19 protein-coding genes are annotated in these 20,021 nt (G+C 63.4%); 10 read left to right on the forward strand and 9 right to left on the reverse strand.

Annotation, left to right across the window (positions count from 1 at the left end; all coding sequences use genetic code 11):
• Positions 1 to 5: 5 nt before the first annotated feature.
• From AC2FL1_RS07560 to AC2FL1_RS07595, 8 genes are all read right to left on the reverse strand, one after another.
• Positions 6 to 779: an ABC transporter ATP-binding protein gene (locus AC2FL1_RS07560; protein ID WP_496823485.1), complete on the reverse strand. Its 774-nt coding sequence runs from the start codon at positions 777 to 779 to the stop codon at positions 6 to 8.
• On the reverse strand, positions 776 to 1,540 hold the full coding sequence (locus tag AC2FL1_RS07565; RefSeq protein WP_234136653.1) for an ABC transporter ATP-binding protein: 765 nt from the start codon (positions 1,538 to 1,540) through the stop codon (positions 776 to 778). The genes AC2FL1_RS07560 and AC2FL1_RS07565 overlap by 4 nt, the downstream gene beginning before the upstream one ends.
• Positions 1,537 to 2,634, reverse strand: a complete 1,098-nt coding sequence (locus AC2FL1_RS07570) for a branched-chain amino acid ABC transporter permease (protein WP_496876492.1) — start codon at positions 2,632 to 2,634, stop codon at positions 1,537 to 1,539. Before AC2FL1_RS07570 ends, AC2FL1_RS07565 begins: the two co-directional genes overlap by 4 nt.
• A gap of 4 nt (positions 2,635 to 2,638) precedes the next feature.
• The gene (locus AC2FL1_RS07575; protein WP_496823489.1) at positions 2,639 to 3,514 is read right to left on the reverse strand and encodes a branched-chain amino acid ABC transporter permease; all 876 of its coding nucleotides are present in this window, start codon (positions 3,512 to 3,514) and stop codon (positions 2,639 to 2,641) included.
• A gap of 78 nt (positions 3,515 to 3,592) precedes the next feature.
• Positions 3,593 to 4,621, reverse strand: a complete 1,029-nt coding sequence (locus tag AC2FL1_RS07580; protein ID WP_496823491.1) for a zinc-binding dehydrogenase — start codon at positions 4,619 to 4,621, stop codon at positions 3,593 to 3,595.
• Positions 4,622 to 4,639: 18 nt separating this feature from the next.
• Positions 4,640 to 5,281 (reverse strand): TetR/AcrR family transcriptional regulator, encoded by a 642-nt coding sequence (locus AC2FL1_RS07585; protein ID WP_496876493.1) that lies wholly within the window; start codon positions 5,279 to 5,281, stop codon positions 4,640 to 4,642.
• A 212-nt stretch (positions 5,282 to 5,493) separates the two neighbouring features.
• Positions 5,494 to 6,177, reverse strand: a complete 684-nt coding sequence (locus AC2FL1_RS07590; protein ID WP_496876494.1) for a hypothetical protein — start codon at positions 6,175 to 6,177, stop codon at positions 5,494 to 5,496.
• 151 nt (positions 6,178 to 6,328) lie between these two features.
• On the reverse strand, positions 6,329 to 7,297 hold the full coding sequence (locus AC2FL1_RS07595) for a LysR family transcriptional regulator (RefSeq protein ID WP_496876495.1): 969 nt from the start codon (positions 7,295 to 7,297) through the stop codon (positions 6,329 to 6,331).
• A 93-nt stretch (positions 7,298 to 7,390) separates the two neighbouring features.
• Here AC2FL1_RS07595 and AC2FL1_RS07600 point away from each other — a divergent pair, with 93 nt between their 5' ends.
• The 10 genes from AC2FL1_RS07600 (at position 7,391) to AC2FL1_RS07645 (ending at position 16,607) form a co-directional block, all read left to right on the forward strand.
• Positions 7,391 to 8,257 (forward strand): ABC transporter permease, encoded by an 867-nt coding sequence (locus tag AC2FL1_RS07600; protein WP_496823498.1) that lies wholly within the window; start codon positions 7,391 to 7,393, stop codon positions 8,255 to 8,257.
• The gene (locus AC2FL1_RS07605; RefSeq protein WP_496876496.1) at positions 8,257 to 9,042 is read left to right on the forward strand and encodes an ABC transporter permease; all 786 of its coding nucleotides are present in this window, start codon (positions 8,257 to 8,259) and stop codon (positions 9,040 to 9,042) included. Before AC2FL1_RS07600 ends, AC2FL1_RS07605 begins: the two co-directional genes overlap by 1 nt.
• Before the next feature lie 53 nt (positions 9,043 to 9,095).
• Entirely contained in the window at positions 9,096 to 10,235 is a 1,140-nt protein-coding gene (locus tag AC2FL1_RS07610; RefSeq protein WP_496824296.1) for an ABC transporter substrate-binding protein, read from the forward strand.
• 64 nt (positions 10,236 to 10,299) lie between these two features.
• Positions 10,300 to 11,376: an ABC transporter ATP-binding protein gene (locus AC2FL1_RS07615; protein ID WP_496876497.1), complete on the forward strand. Its 1,077-nt coding sequence runs from the start codon at positions 10,300 to 10,302 to the stop codon at positions 11,374 to 11,376.
• 1 nt (position 11,377) lies between these two features.
• Positions 11,378 to 12,709 (forward strand): aminotransferase family protein, encoded by a 1,332-nt coding sequence (locus AC2FL1_RS07620; RefSeq protein WP_496876498.1) that lies wholly within the window; start codon positions 11,378 to 11,380, stop codon positions 12,707 to 12,709.
• Between the two features lies 1 nt (position 12,710).
• Positions 12,711 to 13,637 (forward strand): 3,5-dioxohexanoate:acetyl-CoA acetone transferase, encoded by a 927-nt coding sequence (gene kce, locus AC2FL1_RS07625; protein WP_496876499.1) that lies wholly within the window; start codon positions 12,711 to 12,713, stop codon positions 13,635 to 13,637.
• Complete coding sequence (locus tag AC2FL1_RS07630; RefSeq protein ID WP_496876500.1) at positions 13,637 to 14,116, forward strand: GNAT family N-acetyltransferase; 480 nt, start codon at positions 13,637 to 13,639, stop codon at positions 14,114 to 14,116. Before kce ends, AC2FL1_RS07630 begins: the two co-directional genes overlap by 1 nt.
• Positions 14,113 to 15,138: a histone deacetylase family protein gene (locus AC2FL1_RS07635; RefSeq protein WP_496876501.1), complete on the forward strand. Its 1,026-nt coding sequence runs from the start codon at positions 14,113 to 14,115 to the stop codon at positions 15,136 to 15,138. Before AC2FL1_RS07630 ends, AC2FL1_RS07635 begins: the two co-directional genes overlap by 4 nt.
• On the forward strand, positions 15,135 to 16,235 hold the full coding sequence (locus AC2FL1_RS07640; RefSeq protein ID WP_496876502.1) for an NAD(P)/FAD-dependent oxidoreductase: 1,101 nt from the start codon (positions 15,135 to 15,137) through the stop codon (positions 16,233 to 16,235). The genes AC2FL1_RS07635 and AC2FL1_RS07640 overlap by 4 nt, the downstream gene beginning before the upstream one ends.
• Positions 16,236 to 16,253: 18 nt before the next feature.
• Positions 16,254 to 16,607 carry a RidA family protein gene (locus tag AC2FL1_RS07645; RefSeq protein WP_496876503.1) on the forward strand — a complete coding sequence of 118 codons (354 nt, stop codon included), beginning with the start codon at positions 16,254 to 16,256 and terminating at the stop codon, positions 16,605 to 16,607.
• Positions 16,608 to 17,009: 402 nt separating this feature from the next.
• Here AC2FL1_RS07645 and AC2FL1_RS07650 read toward each other — a convergent pair whose 3' ends face one another.
• Positions 17,010 to 19,973 carry a hypothetical protein gene (locus tag AC2FL1_RS07650; RefSeq protein ID WP_496876504.1) on the reverse strand — a complete coding sequence of 988 codons (2,964 nt, stop codon included), beginning with the start codon at positions 19,971 to 19,973 and terminating at the stop codon, positions 17,010 to 17,012.
• Positions 19,974 to 20,021 lie beyond the last annotated feature (48 nt).

Raw genomic sequence — 20,021 nt, forward strand, 5'->3', positions numbered from 1 at the left:
TTTCGTTAGCGCCAGGTTTTCTTGCGTTTCCAGCGGCGGTTCTCCCGCGCGCCTTCCTCTTGCACACCCAGATAGAAGTTCTGGATGTCCTCGGATGCCATCAGCGATTGCGCCGAACCGTCCATGACGATGCGCCCGACCTCCATCACATAGCCATGATCGGCCAGCTCCAGCGCCGCGCTGGCATTCTGTTCGACCAGCATCATGGTCATGTTCTGCTCTTCGTTGAGCCGTTTGAGGATGGCAAAGATCTCTTGCACCAGCAGGGGCGACAGGCCCAGGCTAGGTTCGTCCAGCAGCATGATGCGCGGATTGGCCATCAGACCCCGGCCAATGGCCAGCATCTGCTGTTGCCCGCCCGACAGCGTGCCCGCCTCCTGGTTGCGGCGCTCCTTCAGGATCGGGAAATAGCTGAACACCAGTTCCCGGTCGTGTTCGATCTGCGCCTTGTCGGTGGCCGTATACGCGCCCAGGCTCAGGTTCTCGTCCACCGTCAGCAGCGGGAACACCTCACGCCCCTCGGGTACATGCACGATGCCCTTTTGGACTACCTTGTGCGGTTCCGATCCCTGGATTTCCTCGCCGTCAAACGTGATGGTGCCCTTTTCGGGATCCATCACGCCCGAGATGGTCTTCATCAGCGTGGTCTTGCCGGCGCCATTGGCGCCCAGGATCGAGACGATCTGCCCCGGGCGCACCTCGAGCGAGACGCCACGGATGGCCATGATCGGGCCGTAAAAGCTTTCGATATTGCGGATTTTCAGAATGGGCTCGGTCATGCGGCCTTCCCCAGATAGGCTTCGATCACGGCGGGGTCGGATTGCACCTGCGCCGGTGTGCCCAGCGCCAGCTTCGCCCCGTCTGCCATGGCCAGCACCCGGTCGCTCACGCCCGAGACCAGCCCCATGTCATGTTCCACCATCAGCACGGTAATCCCCATCTGGCGGCGGATATCGTCGATCCACCAGCGCATGTCGTTGGTCTCCTCGACCGACAGACCCGAGGCCGGTTCGTCCAGTAGCAACAGCTTGGGATCGGTGGCCAGCGCGCGGGCCACCTCGACCACCTTGCGCACGCCATAGGGCAGGCCGGCGATATACTTGTCGCGATAGGCCTGGAGATCGAGAAAGTCGATGATCTCCTCCACTTTCTCGCGGTTCTCCATCTCTTGTCGCCGCGCCGAGGGGGTGAACAGGATCTCCGAGAACAGGTTGGTGCGGCGATGCCGGTGGCGTCCCACCAGCAGGTTTTGCAACACGGTGGCATGTTCAAAGAGTTCGATGTTCTGGAACGTGCGCGCCACTCCATAGGCGGCCACGCCCGACGGCTTGACCTCCAACAGGTTGTGCCCGTCGAACCGGATCTGGCCCGCATAGGGGTCGTAAAAGCGCGAGATCAGGTTGAACACCGTCGACTTGCCCGCCCCGTTGGGGCCGACGATGGCAAAGACCTCGCCCTCTTCGACGGAGAAGGACAGGTTGTCCACCGCCGTCAGCCCGCCGAATTTCAGGGTGACGTTTTCCAGCTCCAGCAGGCTCATCTCAGGCGCTCCGTCTTCAGATAGGATTTCTGCCGCTTGAACATGTCCTTGCGGTAGAAGGGGAACAGCTCGAAGAAGGTGCGGATCTTCAGCCAGCGGCCATAGATGCCCATCGGCTCGAGCAGGATGAAGGCGATCAGGATCATGCCGAAGATCCCGAATTCCAGCCCCGGAATGGCCACGGTGCTGCCGCCAAAGACGGCGCCCACGTATTCCTTGGAGATCGAGAGGAACTGCGGCAGAAAGCCGATCACGATAGCGCCGAAAAAGGCCCCGTGGATCGAGCCCAGCCCGCCGATCACGATCATCATCAACAGCTCGATCGAGATCACCACGCTGAAGGTCTCGTTGTTGAAGGCGCCGGCAAACAGGCCCATGAAAGCGCCCGCCCAGCCGGTGACCATGCACGACAGGCCGAACGAAATGGTCTTGGCCCGTGCGATATCGACACCCATCGCCTGAGCCGATACCTCGCTGTCACGCACCGCGATGAAGCTGCGCCCCAGCGGAGAGCGGAGCAGATTGATATAGCCCAGCGTTACGATCACGGTGACCGCCAGCACCAGCCAATAGAACAGCATCGGCGTGCCCCAGCGGTCGATGGTCAGGCCAAAGAGGTCGATCCCGGCGATGTACTTGCCGCCGACGCCGCCGGTCCAGGGTTCGGTCAGCACGATGATGTCGTCGACAAGGATCGAAAGGGCCAGCGTGAAGATGGCCAGATAGATGCCGTGCAGCCGCAAGGCAGGGATCGCCACCGTGGCGCCGATCAGCCCGGTGATCACCCCGGCCAGCGGAAAGGCGATGATAAAGGGCACACCCGCTTCGAGCAGGATGACATTGGCATAACAGCCAAAGGCCAGAAAGGCCGCGTGGCCCAGGCTGGCCTGACCGGTATGGCCGGTCAGCACCATCAGGCCCATGCCCGCGATGGCCCAGATCAGCACATTGGTCAGCTCGCCCAGGTAGAACGCGTCCAGCAGCCAGGGCGCGGCCACCACGATGGCCAGCAGGATCATGTAGAGGCTCAGCTGATAGCCATCCTTCCAGGGGCGGATATCCTGCATGTAGTCGGTTTTGAAAACGATGCGCATGATCTCAGACCTTCTTCACGCGGACCTGGCTGAACAGGCCGTGGGGACGGAAGACCAGCACCGCCACAAGCAGCGCATAAGGCGCGATCTGGCTGTAACCGGCGGCGATATAGCGGCTGGCAAAGGGTTCGATGACACCGACGATCAACCCGCCCGCAAGCGCGCCGGGCAGGCTGCCAAATCCGCCGATCACGGCGGCGGCAAAGGCCTTGATGCCCAACAGGCCGGTCGAGGGATCGACCGAACCCTTTGCGGCAAACAGGATGCCCGCAACCGCGGCCACCGCGCCGGCCAGCGCCCAAATAAAGCCCTGCACCCGCTTGACCGGGATGCCCATGTAATAAGCGGCCAGCTGGTTCTGCGAGGCGCCCTGCATCGCCAGGCCCAGCTTGGTGCGGCTGAAGAACAGGTAGAGCGACCCGGTCAGCGCCAGGGTGACGATGATCACCGCCACATCCTCGAGCCCCAGGACCAGACCGCCGAACGACAGCTCCTTGCCCGCCAGCGGGTTTTGCAGCGTCTGCGGCTCGTGACCCCAGATCAGACCGGCGGCAAAGCGGATCACGAAACCCAGCGCGATGGTCAGGATCACAACCGCCGTCTGGCTTTCGCCGAACATGCGCCGGATCACCAGCCGGTCGAGCATATAGCCCAGCCCCGCCATGATCCCGATCGAGATCGGCAGCGCCAGCCAGAACGGCAGGCCCATATATTCGGTATTGGTCAGCCCGATGGTGACAAAGGCGCCCAGCATCATGAAATCGCCCTGCGCGAAGTTCACGGACTCGGTCGCCTTGTAGATCAGCACGAAGCCAAGCGCGATCAGGCCATAGACGCAGCCATTCGCCAGCCCGCTGATCAGCAGCTGTACGTTATCCAAGTTTTCCTCCCTGCGCCGGTTTTCCGGCGTCCTTTACAGCGCCCCGGCCCGCGCATCGGGCCAGGGGCTTGGTCCTCACTATGGCGTGATCATCACCTTTCCGTCAGTCTTTTTCAGAGCTTCGGCCAATCCTGACACAACGTCACGAAGCGGAAGGTGCCCCGACACATCGGTTTTCCAACGTCCGTCGGCAAAGCGCGCCTGCACCTCGGCCACCACGCGGGCCTGATCGGCCAGCGGGGTGGTCATCATCCACTGGGTGAGCCAGAACCCCTCGATTCGCTTGTTCATGAAGATAAGCTGACCCATCTGGGTCAGCACCGGCAATTCGGCGTCTAGCTTGCCATAAGACACCCAGCGCGCGCCGTTGGGCATGGCTGTAAAGATGCGCTCAGAGGTCTGGTCCGATACCGCGTCCAGGAACACACGCGGTTTCAGTGCCCGGCTGATGGCGGTGAATTTCTGAACCAGTTCGGGGTCCGAGGTCACCAGAACCTCGACCGCGCCCAATGCCTTGAGCGGTTCGACCGCTTCTGCCCGTCGCACCAGCGCGATGGGTTTCAGGCCCAGATCGCGTCCCAGCGACACCATCAGCTTGCCCAGCTGGCTGGTGGCTGCCGACACCACAAAGGCCTCGCCCTCGGAGCGGGCGATATCGACCATGGCCATGGCGGTCAGCGGGTTGACGATCTGCGCCGATCCGTCCTCGTCACTGATATCGGGGCGCAGTGGAATACACATCTGCGCCTTGGTCAGCACATATTCGGCCCAGGCACCCGAGCTGGCGGCGACAAAGGCGACGCGCTGGCCCACCAGTCCTTCGGCGCCCTTGCCCGCCGCGACCACGTCGCCGCAGCCTTCAAAGCCCGCCGGCGCGCCCTTGACGCGCGGCTGGCCGTATTCGCCCTTGATGAAATGCAGGTCCGAGGGGTTGACCGAGGCCATGCGTAGCCGGATCAGCGCCTCGCCGGGGCCGGGTTGCGGCACCGCAATCTCGCCCGGCTCCAGCCAGTCGGCCGCGTCCGCGATGGCCGGGCCGGTGGCCTTGCCGGAATACCCGTCGCCGGTCTGCAAGACGGCGAACATGGTGGTGGGGATATCTGTCATTGTCGTCCTCGATCAGGGTCAGGAGGGATGGGCCCGCAGGCCCTGCATGGCGAAGCGCACGATCTCTTCGATGATGGCTTCGTATTTCTGCGGCGTGTCGCTGGGGCGGGGGCGGAACCAGGCGACCGGCCCGTTCAGCGCGCTCATGAAGGTCTGTATTGTGATCGCCGGGTCGGGGCCGGCGCGCAGGCTGCCCTCGGCCAGCCCCTTGGCCAGCAATTCGCGGAACCGCGCCTCATAGGCATCGCGGCGCGCGATATGCTGGGACAGCGATTCCTTCTGAAAATCGGTCGTGGTGGTATAGCGGCGCATCAGCAGCCCGTCCTTCAGCACCAGCATGAAGGAATGGTGGAACAGCATCGCCCGCACATGGCCGCGCGCCATCGCCTCGAGCCGGTCCAGCACCGGAAGATCGGCCTGATAACCGGGATCTGTGGCTTGGAACACGATATCCATGCCCCGGTCGCGCACCGCGTTGAAAAGGTCCATCTTGGACGGGAAATAGTGATAGACTCGCCCCTTGGTCGCGCCAAGGTGCCGCGCCACCGTATCGATCGAGGTGGCGTCGAAACCACGGCTCTGGAAGCATTCGGCGGCGGCGTCAAGCAACTCCTCGTAGCGCTCGCTGCGGCTGGGGCTGTTGGTGGTGGTATCGCTCACGGGGCTTGTGCCTTCGGCTGTCTGCGGCGGAAAACATACTCTTGGGTATGAAGGATACATACGCGCGGGTATGGATCAATCCGACACTTGCGTGACGTGGCGGCAGACAGGGGAATGCGGCGCGGCGCCTTGGCAGGGTTCCGGGCAGAAATGAAAACGGGCGAAGCCGACTTTGCGGCCCCGCCCGTCGCGCGGTCAGGCTGTCTCGGTGCTCAGTTTGCCATCAGGGCGCGCAGGGCCTGCGCCTGGACCGAGATGGTCTCGGGGGCGGCCTCGATGCCGGACAGGATCTGGAGCACGCCGGTCTTGACCGTCGGGTTCAGTGCGCTTGTCTCGACCGCCTCGACCATGGTGTCATAGTCAAAGCCGGACTGGCTCAGCATGCCGTTGTCCTGCCAGTTCTTGAACAGTTCGGCGGCACCGGTCTGGGCGGCGGCAACCTGTTCGCCGACAGCGGTGGCGGCGCCTGTCGCGGCCTCGGTGGCGGTATCGACGGCATTGCCGGCGGTCTCAGCCGCTTGCGAGGCGGCCTCGGCGGCGGCTTCGGTCGCCTGATCCACAGCCTGAGCGGCGGAATCGTTTGCGCCTTCAGCGGCCTGGCTGGCGGCCTCGCCCACCTGGTCGAGGGTTTCGGTCACGGCGGTGGTTGCCTGATCCACCGCCTGAGCGGCGGCTTCGGCGGCCTGTTCGGCGGCGGTCCGGGCCTGCTCCGCCGCAGTTTCGGCAGCGGTTTGGGCCTGTTCGGCGGCCGGTTGCTCGATCGGTTCGGCGACCGGCTCGGCCGGGGTCACTGCGGTGCTTTGCGGCGCTTCGGCCTGCTGGTCTCCTTGTGTAAAAAAGACATAGGCCCCGGCGCCGATGGCGCCGAGAGCGACGAGGATGAGAATGCGATTCATTGCGGTCTCCCGTGACTTGGATGGGCCCTAGATGGGGTGGCACGAGAGGCGGCACTAGGGGGAAATTTCCGTTTGTACGGGTAGTTTTGCCAACGGGCGTCTTTTCGCGGATGGCGGTGACGGCAACAGGCAACAAGCCGCCGTTCCGGGCCTAGCGATAGGTGCGCTGATCCATCGGCGTGGTCTCGATTGCGGTCAGGATCCGCTGCAGCAACAGCTCCTCGGCCCGATTCTTGACGGTTGCCGGATTCCAGACCACATGCACGTCGATCGCAGGCAGGCCGTCATAGGGTGGCACCTGCCACAACTGCCCGTCGCGCACGTCGCGCGCGGCCACATGCAGGGGCAGGGGGCCGATGCCCAGCCCGGCGACGATCATCCGGCGCACCTCTTCCAAATGGCTCGACACGCCGGTGATCTTCTGACCCAACTCAGCCTGGGCTCGCATTACGGTCACCGGTTTCAACACGTCCTGCAGGCGGTCGGTCTCGAAGCTGACGGAACTGTGTCCGGCCAGATCGGCAAGCGTCAGGTCGCGCTTGCCGAACAGCGGGTGCGGCGGGCCGCAGAACAGACCAAAGAACTCGCGGAACAGCCGCTGATATTCCAGCTTCGGGTTGTGCTCCTTGACCAGGCAGATGGCGAAAGAGGCGCGTTTGGCGGCAACCTCGGCGATGGCGTCGGCGCTGGAATAGACCTCGATCGACAAGGTTGCGCTGGGGTGGTCCGCGTGAAACCGCGACAGCGCCGTGTCGAGCAGGGGAGAGACCACGTGGCTGGCCACGGTGATCCGCACATTGCCCTGCACCTCATCGGTCAACTCGCGCATCAGCGTGGACAGGCGCAGCACCGAACCGTTGATTTCAACCGCCTCGCGATAGAGCAGCCGGCCCGCATCGGTCAGCGCGAAGTGACCCGGTGACCGGTCCAGAAGCTTGCGGCCGATCCGGTCTTCGAGCTTCTTAAGCGCCGCCGAGACCGAGGGTTGCCGCAGGCCCAGCCGGTTGGCGGCATCGGTGACCGAATGGCTCTCGGCCAGCACCACGAAGGTGCGCAGCAGGTTCCAGTCAAGCTCGCGTGCGATGCGTTCGGGGTCGAGCCGGTTCGAGTTTCGAGTCATAGAAACCATCTATAGTCAGAATACCTATTATCTATTTGATCTATAGTTGCCGGGTTTGCACAGTGCTTGCAAGTGTTCATCCGAGGCAAGCCCATGTCCATCGAAACCCGCGCGGCCAGACAGCCCTGGATCCTGCTTTCCCCCGCGCTGGTGGCGGTGACCTTGCTGCTGCTGGTGCCGCTGATGTTCATTGTGGTCTACAGCTTCTGGCTGCGCACCGCGACCGGCGCGGATCAGGTCGGGTTCTATCTCGACAACTGGCAAGAGGCGCTGACCGACCGGTTTTACCGGGATATCCTGATCAGTACCCTGCGCATTGCGGCGATCACCACGTTCTGCTGTGCGTTGATGGGGTACCCGGCGGCCTATTTCATAGCCAGATCGCGCGGGAACAAGGCGATTTTGCTGTTGTTGCTGATGCTGCCTTTCTGGATCAGCTACATCATCCGCACGATGAGCTGGATCAATATCCTGGGGGTATCGGGTGCGCTCAACTCCGTGCTTCTGTCGCTGGGGGTGATCGGCGAACCGATCCAGATGCTGTATAACGAGACCACCGTGATCCTGGGGCTGGTGCATTTCCTGCTGCCCTTCATGGTGCTCAACATCTATGTCAGCCTTGAGGGGATCGACACCAATCTCGAGGATGCGGCCAACTCGCTGGGCGCCACGAAATGGCAATCCTTCGTTCAGGTGACATTGCCGCTATCGCTGCCGGGTTTGGCGGCGGGCGGGCTGCTGTGTTTCGTGTTGGGGGCGGGCACCTATATCACGCCGCTTGTGCTGGGTGGGCCGCGCGACGCGATGTTCGCCAATCTGGTGTTCGAAGCCATCATCACCCAGCTGAACTGGCCGCTCGGGTCCGCGCTCAGCCTCATGCTGCTGGCGGTGCTGGGGGCGTTGGTGATGATCTACAACCGCTATCTGGGAATGGCCCAGCTGATGAAGGGGTTGGGTTGATGGGGTGGCAGCTTATCCGTGCGTGGTCGATCGGCGTCTACATCTTCATGTTCTTGCCGGTGGCTGTGGTCGTTTTGCTCAGTTTCAACGCCTCGCAATTCGGCAGCTTCCCGATGACCGGCGTCTCGGTGCGCTGGTTCGTCGAATTGTGGAACAACGATGCCATTCTGCGCGCCTTTCGTACCTCGGTGGTGCTGGGGCTGTTGACGGCGCTGATCTCGACCACGCTGGGCGTTCTGGCCAGCCTGGCGCTGGTGCGCTACAAGGTGCCCGGCGCCAATGCCATCTCGACCCTGCTGATCGCGCCCATCCTGGTGCCCGAGGTGGTGCTGGCGGTGGCGCTGCTGTTGTTCCTCAACTTTCTGGGCGTCAACAAGAGCTTTGGCCTGCTGCTGTTCGGTCACGTCATCTTTACGCTGCCCTTCGTGATCCTGGTGGTGCAGGCGCGGCTCATGGGGATCAAGCGCGACGTGGAAGAGGCCGCGATGAGCCTGGGCGCGACCCCGGTCCAGACCTTCTTTCAGATCACCCTGCCGCTGATGATGCCGGCGGTGCTGGCCGGTGGCCTCTTTGCCTTTACCATCAGTTTCGACGACATCACCGGCACCCTGTTCTGGAAGCCCGGCGGTGTCGAGACCGTTCCCACCCAAATTTTTGCCATGCTGCGCAACTCGATCTCGCCCGAGATCAACGCGCTTGGCACCGTGATGATTGTCATGACTGTTGGTCTGCCCCTGCTGGGGGCGGCCATCGCTCGGCAATTGGCCAAGAAGAGCGGCAGCTGAAAGCCGCTTGAGATCAACGACATACCGATAAGGAGAGAGACATGACCAGGAAAATGGACAATACCACCCGCTATGAGCGTCTGCGCGAGCGCTATATGAACGGCGATATCGACAGGCGCGGCTTTCTGGGGCTGATCGGTGCCGCTGGCCTGGCCTATGGCGTGCAAACGCCCTTTGCCCGTTATGCCCATGCGGCCACCGAACAGGTGCGGTTCGATGGCTGGGGCGGCGTGGTGTCCGAGGCGTTCCGCAAGCACGCCTTTGATCCCTACACTGCCAAGACCGGCATCAAGGTGGTCGATGGCACCTTTGGTGGCGGCGACGAATATCTGAGCCGGGTCAAGGCCAGCCAGCCGGGCGAATACAACATCGCCCACCTGTCCGGCGTGTTCGATTACGCGCGCTATCATGGGCTGGGACTGACCTCGGAGTTGAACGAGGCCAATATCCCCAACCTCGAATTCGTCATCCCCAAGCTGGTCGATGTGTTCCGGGGTGTCACCGGGGGCAAGCTGTCCTGCGTGCCCTATGACTATGGCACCACCGGTCTGGCCTATAACCGCAAACATATCAGCGATGACCGGATGAAGGAGATGGGCGCCAAGATCCTCATCGACGACAGCCTCAAGGGCAAGATCGGTGGTTGGAGCGACTGGCGCACCCGCATGTGGTACGCCGCGTTGCAGACCGGACAGGATCCGAACGGTGTGACCGACGAAGACGCCGCATGGGACGCGGTGCGCGCGCATCGCGACCTGGCGCTGAAATACTGGACTTCGGGGGCCGAGTTGATGAGCCTGCTTGCTGAGGAAGAGATCTATGTGACCGAAGGCTGGTCGGGCCGCATCTATGCGTTGCAGGAACAGGGCCACGACATCGGCTACATGGATCCGCCCAACGGATTCGGTTGGCAGGAATGCCTGTTCGTGATCAAGGGCTCGCCGATGGAGGCCTGCGAGGAACTCCTGAACTTCATGCTGGCGCCCGAGACCTCGATCGCGGTGGCCGAGGGGCAGAACTATCCCACCGCGCTTGACCCGAACAAGGTCGATCTGGGTGACAAGATCCCGACGCTGCCGGCCTTTGACCCGACCGGCACGCTGGCGGGCCTGACCTTTGCCGATCCGGACTATTGGAACGGGCATGAGGCGGAATGGTCCAAGACCTTCGGTCGCGTCCAGAAAGGCTATTGAGCCAAATCCGTTCCCCGGGGCAAGGCGTCCCGGGGAACATCCCCCTGATCCGGAGAATGGTCCCGTGAGTTCCGTCACCCTCAACAAGATCGTGAAGCGTTTCGGCGAATTCACGGCGGTGCACCCCACCGATCTCGACATACCCGAGGGCGCCTTTGTCACGCTGCTTGGCCCGTCCGGCTGTGGCAAGACAACCAATCTGCGCATGATCGCGGGATTGCTGGACCCGACCGAGGGCGAGATCCTGATCGGCGGGCGGCGCATCAACGACGTGCCGATCCACAAGCGCAATCTGGGGATCGTGTTCCAGAACTATGCGCTGTTTCCACACAAGACCGTGGCCGACAACGTTGCGTTCGGGTTGAGATACCGCGATGTGCCCAGGGCGGATATCGCGGCCAAGGTTCAGGCGGCGCTTGATCTGGTGCAATTGCCCGATGTCGGCAACCGCTATCCCAAGGAGCTGTCTGGCGGCCAGCAGCAGCGTATCGCGCTGGCCCGCGCCATCGTGATCGAACCCGAGGTGCTGCTGCTTGACGAGCCGCTCTCGGCGCTCGATGCCAATCTACGCGAGGATATGCGGGTCGAACTGAAACGTATCCAGCATCAGATCGGGGTCACCACGGTGTTCGTGACGCATGACCAGTCCGAGGCGCTGGCGATGTCCGACAGGATCGTGGTGATGAGCGCGGGGAGGGTCGAACAGGTCGGCTCCCCGTCCGAGGTCTACAACACACCTGCAAGTGAATTTGTGGCCCGCTTTCTGGGGGCCTCCAATATCCTGGCCGGGACATCCCTTGGCGCAGACGCGCAGGGTGTCACGTTGGAGGTGCCGCTGTTCGGCAAGGTTCCGGTTCCAACGGCCCGTGCGGTTGGGGTCGCTTCGGGTCCAGCCAAGCTGGTGCTCAGGGCCGAACGACTGACGCTCTATGATGAAAGGGCGGATCTGTCGGGGCTGATCACGGCGCCGGCCACGGTCGAGACGGTCGATTACCAGGGTCAGACCGTACGGTATTTCGTGCGGCTGGGCGAAACGCAGTTACAGGCAATCAACATGATCGACGAGCGCCCCTTTGCCGAGGGCAGCACGGTGACCGTCGGTTTCCGCCCGCAGGATTGCGCGGCGCTGCGAGGGGCGTGAGATGTCGCATCTTTTCTATCAGGGGCGCGGCCGCAAGCCGGTGCTGGACCAGGCGCGCGGCGTCTATATGTGGGACCAGGACGGCAACCGCTATCTGGATGGCTCCTCGGGCGCGATGGTCTGCAATATCGGCCATTCCAATCCGAACGTGCTGGCCGCGATGCAGCGCCAGATGGAGAAATCCACCTTTGGCTACCGGCTGCATTTCGAGACCGAGGCCTCGGAGAAACTGGCCTCGAAACTGGCGGGGCTGGCGCCCGAGGGGTTGAACAAGGTGTTCTTTGTCTCGGGCGGGTCCGAGGCGGTTGAAAGCGCGCTCAAACTGGCCCGGCAATACATGAACGCCACCGGGCAGGGCAGCCGGTGGAAGGTGATCTCGCGCCGACCCTCGTATCATGGCAGCACGCTTGGGGCGCTGGCGGTGACCGGGTATGCGCCGCTCAGCGCGCCGTTCGAGCCGATGCTGCGGCAGATGCCCAAGATCCCCGCGCCGCGCGCCTATCTGGATGGGCTGGACCCGGAGGTTCCCGAGACCGGCCATCACTATGCCGACATGCTGGCCGCAAAGATCGAGGCCGAAGGCCCCGAGACCGTGGCAGCCTTTATCGTCGAGCCGGTGGGCGGTGCCTCGACCGGGGCGCTGGTGCCGCCTGTGGGCTATATGGAACGCATCCGCGAGATCTGCGACCGCTACGGTATCCTGATGATCGCCGACGAGGTGATGACCGGAGCCGGGCGGACGGGTCGGTTCCTGGGATCGGATCATTGGAATGCCCGTCCCGATATCATCGTGATGTCCAAGGGGCTTGGCGCGGGCTATGTGCCGCTGGGCGCGATGATCGTCGACGAACGGCTGGTCGAACCGGTGCTGGACGCGGGCGGGTTCGCGCATGGCTATACCTATGCGGGCAATCCCTTGGCCTGTGCCGCGGGCCTTGCCGTCGTCGAAGAGATCGAGGCGCAGGATCTTTGTGCCAACGCCGCCCGGATGGGCGCGCGGTTGCAGGCCCGGCTGCACGGGCTGATGCAGAAACACGCGATCATCGGTGACGTGCGCGGCAAGGGATTGCTGACCGCCTTTGAACTGATGGCCGACCGGGACAGCAAGACGCCGCTGCCAAAGGGCTTGAACGCCTATCAGCGGCTGGTCGATATCGCGTATGGCAAGGGGCTGATCGTCTATTCCCGCCGCACCCGCGACGGGGTCGAGGGCGATCACATCCTGGTTTGTCCGCCGTTGATCTTGACCGACGCGCATCTGGACGAGATCATCGAGGGGCTGGACGGATCGCTGTCGCAATTCGCCGATGAGATCGCCGGAAAGGTCGGCTGAGATGTCGCCGATCCTGATCACCTGCGCCATCACCGGCTCGATTCATACCCCGTCGATGTCGCCCTACCTGCCGGTCACCGCCGACGAGATCGCGGGACAGGCCGTCGAGGCGGCGGAGGCCGGTGCCGCCATCCTGCATCTGCACGCGCGCGACCCCGAAACGGGCCGACCCTCGGCCCGGGTCGAGGACTTCATGGGCTTTCTGCCGCGCATCAAACAGGCCAGCGATGCGGTGCTGAACCTGACGACCGGGGGCAGCGCGGTGATGACGCTTGACGACCGGCTGGCCGCGCCCAGACAGGCCGCGCCCGAAATGTGCAGCCTGAACATGGGCACGATGAACTTTGCACTCTATCCGGCGGCGGACCGGATCCACGACTGGAAGCACGACTGGGAAGAGCCGTTCCTGCGCAATTCCGACGACCTGGTGTTCAAGAACACGCCGCGCGACATGGCGCGCATTCTGACCGAGATGGGCACAGACCGAGGCGCAAGGTTCGAATTCGAATGTTACGACGTCGGGCATCTCTATATGTTGCGTCATTTCGTGGATCGCGGTCTGGTGCGGGGGCCGCTGTTCATCCAGTTCGTGTTCGGCGTGCTGGGCGGGATCGGTCCCGACCCCGAGAACCTCATGCACATGAAGACGATTGCGGACAAACTGTTTGGTCAGGACTATCTGTTTTCGGTCCTGGCCGCCGGGCGCCATCAAATCCCTCTGGTGACGATGGCGGCGGCGATGGGGGGGCATGTCCGCGTGGGGCTCGAGGACAGTCTGATGATCTCGCGCGGGGTGCTGGCCCGGTCCAATGCCGAGCAGGTACACAAGATCCGCCGCATCGTCGAAGAACTGGGTCGAGAGGTGGCAAGCCCCGGCGAGGCGCGCGCCATGCTGGGACTGAAAGGCGCGGACAGGGTGGCGTTCTGATGGGCCTAGTTTTTCGCATAGCGGAACAGGCGGATGCCGCCGCGCTGAACCAGGCGCTGCAACGTCTGTCGGACGATCTGGGCGACCGTCACCGGGCGCGTCCCGCCGATCTGGAGCGCGCCGGTTGGGGCGCGGCGCCGGCCTTTCGGGCGGTTCTGGCCGAGAGGCCGGGCGAGATCGTGGGTGTGGCGCTCTATTCTCCGCTGTTCTCGACGACACGGGGTGGGGCCGGGCTCTATGTGTCGGATCTGTGGTCGGCGCCGCAGCTGCGCGGCCAGCGGATCGCCACCCGCCTGCTGGCAACGGCGCTGGCGGATGGCCGGCAACTCTGGGGGGCGGGCTTTCTGAAGCTCAGCGTTTATCACACCAACTCCCGGGCGCGGCGGTTCTATGATCATCTGGGATTCGTCTCGGCCGGGGGGCAGAGCGAGCTGATACTGGACGAGGCCGGCTGTGCGGCCCTGAAAGGAGACGAATGAAAGCGGTATTCGACAGGCGGCAATGGCTGCACGATCCGAAACACTTCATGGCCAATGGCGCCATTTTGCCAAATCCCGAACAGCCGCGCCGCATCGAGGTGCTCAAGGCCGGGGCCGAGGCGGCAGGCTGCGTGTTCGCGGCGCCCGAGGATGCCGGGCTGGCGCCGATCGCGGCACTGCATTCGGCCGAATATCTGACCTTTCTTCAGAACATCCATGCCCGCTGGCGCCGGATTCCCGGCGCCGGGGCCGAGGTGATCCCCAATATCCACCCGGCGGCGCGGACGGACGGATATCCGAAATCCGCGGTCGGGCAGGCGGGGTATCATCAGGCCGATACCGCCTGTCCCATCGCCGAGGGCACGTGGGAGGCGGCCTATTGGTCGGCCCAGTCGGCCATTGCCGGGGCCGACCTGATCAGCGGCGGCGAACGGGGCGCATATGTCCTGTCACGCCCGCCGGGCCATCACGCCTTTGGCGATCTGGCGGGCGGGTTCTGTTTCCTGAACAATTCCGGCATCGCCGCCCAGCGGTTGCTTGACGCCGGTCTGCGCCCGACGATCCTCGATATCGACGTGCATCACGGCAACGGGACACAGGGCATCTTCTATGACCGCGACGACGTTCTGACCGTGTCGATCCACGCCGACCCTGCGCGGTTCTATCCGTTCTTCTGGGGCCATGCGCAGGAACGCGGCGCGGGCCGGGGGCTGGGGGCCAACCTGAACCTGCCGCTGGCGCGTGGGACAGGGGACGATGATTATCTGGACACGTTGGGTGTCGCGTTGCGACAGGTGGCAAGCTTCGGGACCGAGGTGCTGGTGGTGGCGCTTGGCCTCGATGCCTCGATCGACGATCCGTTCCAGGGGCTGGCCATCACCGGCGACGGATTTGCCCGGATCGGCGCGGCCCTGGCGCGGACCGGGCTGCCGGTGCTGTTCGTGCAGGAGGGCGGATATCTCTCCGACAGTCTGGGCGACAATCTGACCCGAGTGTTGACCGGGTTTCAGGAGGCGTCGTGAAAACGGCGGATGTCCTTGTGATCGGCGGCGGCATCGCCGGGGTCAGCGCGGCGGCGGAACTGTCCGCGCATATGTCGGTGCTTGTGCTCGAGGCCGAGACGGCGCCGGGATACCATGCCACCGGACGCTCTGCCGCGATCTTCATCCGCAATTACGGCAATGCCACCCTGCGCGCGCTGAACGTGGCCTCGGCCCCGTTCCTGGCCGCGCCCGAGGGGGTCAGCGCGCACAGCCTGCTGTCGCCCAGGGGCGAGATGCTGGTGGCCACCGAAGATGAACTGCCGGCGCTTGACGATTATGCCAACGGCGCCAGCGGGCTTGAGTCGCTGACACCGGCACAGGCGGTGGAGCTGGTACCGATCCTGCGGCAGGAGCGGATCGCCGGCGCCATCATCGAATGGGATGCGCAGGATATCGACGTCGACCGCATGCTGGGCGGTTACGCACGCCTGCTCAGGGCCCGTGGCGGGCAGGTTGTCACCGCCGCCCCGGTGACCGGCATCACCCGCGCGGCGGGCGTCTGGACCCTGACCACAAGGGACGGCAGCTATCAGGCACCGCTGCTGGTCAACGCCGCCGGGGCCTGGGCCGACGAGGTGGCCCGCATGGCCGGAGCGCGCATGCTGGGGCTGCAACCGATGCGCCGGAGCGCGGCGCTGCTGCCACCTCCCGGCGGGCAGGACATCCGTGCCTGGCCCCTTTTCGCCAGCGCCGCGGAACACTGGTACGCCAAGCCCGAGGCGGGCCGGCTGATGGTCAGCCCCGCCGACGAGGACCCGGTGGCGCCGCATGATGCCTGGCCCGACGACATGGTCCTGGCCGAGGGGCTGCACCGCTATGAACAGGCGGTGCGCGAACCGGTGCAGCGGGTCGAAGCAAGTTGGGCCGGCCTGCGCACCTTTGCCCCCGATCGCAGTCCGGTGGTGGGTTTCGATCCGGAGGTCGAGGGGCTGTTCTGGCTGGCCGGGCAGGGGGGCTACGGCATCCAGACCGCGCCCGGCCTGTCCCGCCTGACCGCCGCTCTCATCGCCGGGCATCCGCCCGAGCTGACACCGGAAACCGTCGCGGCACTTGACCCGGCACGCTTTATTCCCTGACAGAACAAGGACCCTGTTATGACCGAGATCACCCGTCTTCATTCCGGCACCCGCATGAGTCAGATCGTCCTGCATGGCGAGACCGTCTATCTGGCGGGGCAGGTCGGCACGCCGGGTGCCAGCGTCGCGCAACAGACGCGGGACTGTCTGGACCGGATCGACACGCTTTTGAGTGAGGTCGGCAGCGATCGGACCCGGCTTCTGCAAGTGACGATCTGGCTGGCGGATATGGTGGATTTCGACGAGATGAACGCGGTCTGGGATGCCTGGGTGCCCAAGGGCCATGCCCCGGCGCGGGCCTGTGGCGAGGCAAAACTGGCGACGCCCGACTATCGGGTGGAGTTCATCGTCACCGCCGCGAAAGGTATCTGACCAAGGCGCCCCGGCGGGCGTGAACGGCGCGACCATCGGACACCGATCCCCCGCAATTGCGCGCGCCTCTGACATGTCGGAGGTTTCGGCACGCCACAGGACCTGTGCCAGTTGGCATCGGGTCAGAGCTTATCGGGTCAGATCAGAAACAGAGCGGGTTTCGAGGCACTGACGCCCTGTCCCCCCACAGCCAACACGCGCGGCAGAGCCCGGTGTGCCGGATGACGTGATCACCCGGCAACCAGGCCGAACGGACCCGGCTGCGCGTGTATTGGCGGACCCGGTCGCATGGTCTTTCTTGTGTCTTTCTCGAAAAAGGAACGGGCGATGCAATGCATCGCCCGGGAGTGAGGGTGGTCCCGTCCGCAGGAAACCCCTGCGGACGGTTCGGCAATGGCCGGCTTAGATAGGCTCGTCGCCTTCGTCGCCTTCGTCGCCTTCGTCGTTTTCATTGCCTTCGTCGTCTTCGTCGCCTTCGTCACCTTCGTTGCCTTCGTCGTCTTCGTCTCCCTCATCTCCTTCGTTGGCATCGGCCTGGCTGTCGCCCTCGTTGCCTTCGTTGCCTTCGTCTCCTTCGTCGCCTTCGTTGCCTTCGTCACCCTCGTCGCCTTCATCGCCGTCGTTGTTGTTGAAGACCTCGTTCTCTTCGTCGCCTTCGTCGTCTTCGTCGCCTTCGTCGCCTTCGTCGTCTTCGTCGGCTTCGTCGCCTTCGTCATACTCGTCGCCTTCGTCGCCTTCGTCGTCTTCGTCGCCTTCGTCGTACTCGTCGTCTTCGTCGTTCTCGAAGCCTTCGTTCTCTTCGTCGCCTTCGTCGTTTTCGTCGTTTTCGTTATCCTCGTTGTTTTCGTCTCCTTCGTTGCCTTCGTCGTACTCGTCGTTTTCGTCGCCTTCGTCGTCTTCGTCGCCTTCGTCGTATTCGTCGTTCTCGTCGTCTTCGTCGCCTTCGTCGTTCTCGTCGTTTTCGTCGTCTTCGTCGCCCTCGTCGTCTTCGTCGCCTTCGTCGCCCTCGTTGTCTATGCCGCCTTCATCTCCTTCGTCGCTTTCATCGTTTTCATCGCCTTCGTTGCCTTCGTCACCTTCGTCGAGCTCGTCGTTCTCGTCGCCTTCGTCGCCTTCGTTAGACTCGTCGTCCTCGTTGTCCTCGTCACCTTCGTCGCCTTCATCATATTCGTCGTGCTCGTCGTTTTCGTCGTCTTCGTCGGCTTCGTCACCTTCGTTGTCTTCGTCGCCTTCGTCATCTTCGTCGGCTTCGTCGTCTTCGTCGCCTTCGTCACCTTCGTTACCTTCGTCGGCTTCGTCGCCTTCGTCGTGCTCGTCGCCCTCGTCGCCTTCGTCGGCTTCGTCACCTTCGTCGTTTTCGTCGCCTTCGTCGCCACGATTGTCGATATTGGCTTCGTCACCTTCGTTGCCCTCGTCACCGTCATCGCCGGTGCCGGTTTCGGCCTCGTCGCCTTCGTCGCCTTCGTCGAATTCGTCGCCTTCGTCGCCTTCGTCGTTTTCGTCGTGCTCGTCGAATTCGTCGGACTCGTCGCCTTCGTCGTTCTCGTCGCCTTCGTCGAACTCGTCGTCTTCGTCGTCTTCGTCGCCTTCGTTACCCTCGTCGAATTCGTCGCCTTCGTCGTATTCGTCGTCCTCGTCGCCTTCGTTGCCTTCGTCACCCTCGTCGTTTTCGTCGTTCAGATTGGTTTCGTCGCCTTCGTCGCCTTCGTCGGCTTCGTCGCTTTCGTCGCCTTCGTCACCTTCGTCACTCTCGTCGCCTTCGTCGTCTTCGTCGCCGTCGGTCTGGCCCTCGTCGCCCTCGTTACCTTCGTCGCCTTCGTCGTTTTCGTCGCCTTCGTCACCCTCGTCGAATTCGTCGTCTTCGTCGCCTTCGTTGCCCTCGTTGTTTTCGTCGTTCTCGTCGCCTTCGTCGAATTCGTTGTCCTCGTCGTTCTCGTCGTACTCGTCGCCTTCGTTGCCCTCGTCGTCTTCGTTGTCTTCGTCGTCCTCGTCGTTTTCGTCGCCTTCGTTGCCTTCGTCGTCCTCGTCGTTTTCGTCGGATTCGTCGCCTTCGTCGTCCTCGTTATCCTCGTCCCACTCGTTATCCTCGTCGCCCTCGTCGCCTTCGTCGTCCTCGTCGTCTTCCTGGCCTTCTATTTCTTCGTTGCCTTCATCGCCTTCGTTGCCTTCGTCGTCCTCATCGTCGGTCTGGGGGCCTTCGTCGCCCTCATTGCTCTCGTCGTCCTCGTCGCCTTCGTCGTCCTCGTTGCCCTCGTCGCCCTCATTGTCATAGGGATCGTTGGCGTCGCCTTCGTCGCCTTCGTTGTCTTCGTTGCCTTCATTGCCTTCGTTGTCTTCGTCGCCTTCGTTGCCGGCTTCGTTGCCTTCGTCGCCTTCGTTGCCTTCGTCGTCCTCGTTGCCTTCGTCGTCTTCGTCGCCTTCGTTGCCTTCGTCGGCTTCATTGCCCTCGTCGCCTTCGTCGCCGGACTCGTCGCCCTCGTTGCCTTCGTTGTCTTCGTTGCCTTCGTCGTCTTCGTCGCCTTCGTTGCCTTCGTCGGCTTCGTCGTTCTCGTCGCCCTCGTCGTTTTCGTCCTGCTCGTCGTTTTCGTCGCCTTCGTCGCCGTCGACTTCGTTGCCTTCGTCGTCCTCGTTGCCTTCGTCGTCCTCGTTGCCTTCGTCGCCTTCGTTGCCTTCGTTGCCTTCGTCGCCCTCGTCACCTTCGTTGGCTTCGTCGCCTTCGTTGTTCTCGTCGTCCTCGTTGCCTTCGTTACCCTCGTTGCCCTCGTTTCCTTCGTTGCCCTCGTTGCCCTCGTTGCCTTCGTTGCCCTCGTCGCCGAGGTCTTCGTCGCCTTCGTTGCCTTCGTCGCCTTCGTTACCTTCGTCGCCTTCGTTGTCTTCGTTATCCTCGTTGCCTTCGTCGCCTTCGTTGCCCTCGTCGCCTTCGTCGGCTTCGTCGCCTTCGTCGTTCTCGTTGCCTTCGTTGTCTTCGTCGCCCTCGTCGGCTTCGTTGTCCTCGTCGCCTTCGTCGTGCTCGTTGCCTTCGTCGTCCTCGTTGCCTTCGTTGCCCTCGTTGCCCTCGTTGCCTTCGTCGCCCTCGTCGCCGCCGTCGGCTTCGTTCTGTTCGTCGCCTTCGTTGCCTTCGTTGCCTTCGTTGCCTTCGTTGTGCTCGTTGCCTTCGTCGTGCTCGTTGCCCTCGTCGTCTTCGTCGCCTTCGTCGCCTTCGTTGGTTTCGTCGCCTTCGTTACCCTCGTCACCATCGTAGTAGTCGGGCGCGAAGCTGACAGGAGCGTCCAGGCCGGTCAGGGCCTGGGCCTCGTCGATCAGGTCGGCCAGGTCGATGGTCAGGTCTGCGGTGTTCAGCGATGCGGTTGCGATAATGGCGGTCATGACGGAGTCTCCAGTCAAAAATGGGTCAAAGTTTAAGAGCACGGTCGC

The organism is Ruegeria sp. YKSF070, assembly GCF_059612725.1.